We start from the raw sequence: 586 nt of genomic DNA on the forward strand, positions 1-586 counted from the left end.
TCCTGACCCTACACCTTCTAAACTAGATAACACTCCTTCAATTGTCGTTGATCCTTTCTTTCTCCACTCATAACGATAAGGTTCTACTCCTCCTTTTACCGATGCTGATAATTTTCCTTCTCCTCCATTACACAATATCGCTGTTTCTTCTATGGTAGCTTCTAATAGTAATGGTTCTTCTACTTTATAGGTTCTAGGTAATTCACATCCTTTTATATCGGTAACTTTTAAAGTATATGTTCCTGCTTTTATTCCTGATAATGTTGATGTGTTGTTTGAAAGAACTCCATTTACTCCTGACCATTCATATGTATAATCAGGTGTACCTCCTTCAACTTCTACTCTTATTTCTCCATTTGACAATCCATTACCTGTAACATCTTTCACCTTTTTTGTGATTATTGACAATCCTTTTGATGGCTGCGAAATTTTTATTGGTAATACTATCTCACATAAATTCTTATCTCTTACTGTCACTTCATAATCTCCTGAACTTAAACCTGTAAGTGCTTGAGTTGATGCACTACTGTGTTTCCAACTATAACTATAAGGTTCAACTCCTCCAATAACTGTTAATACTATTGAA

The 586-nt window shown here is 34.5% G+C and carries 1 protein-coding gene; it reads right to left on the bottom strand.

Features of this window, described 5'->3' with window-relative positions:
* The coding region (locus H3Z83_RS12820) for a SprB repeat-containing protein (protein ID WP_182125895.1) at positions 1 to 586 on the bottom strand (586 nt) is incomplete at both ends.

Origin of the sequence: Tenacibaculum pelagium (assembly GCF_014062345.1) — a bacterium.
Taxonomy (GTDB): Bacteria; Bacteroidota; Bacteroidia; order Flavobacteriales; family Flavobacteriaceae; genus Polaribacter; species Polaribacter pelagius.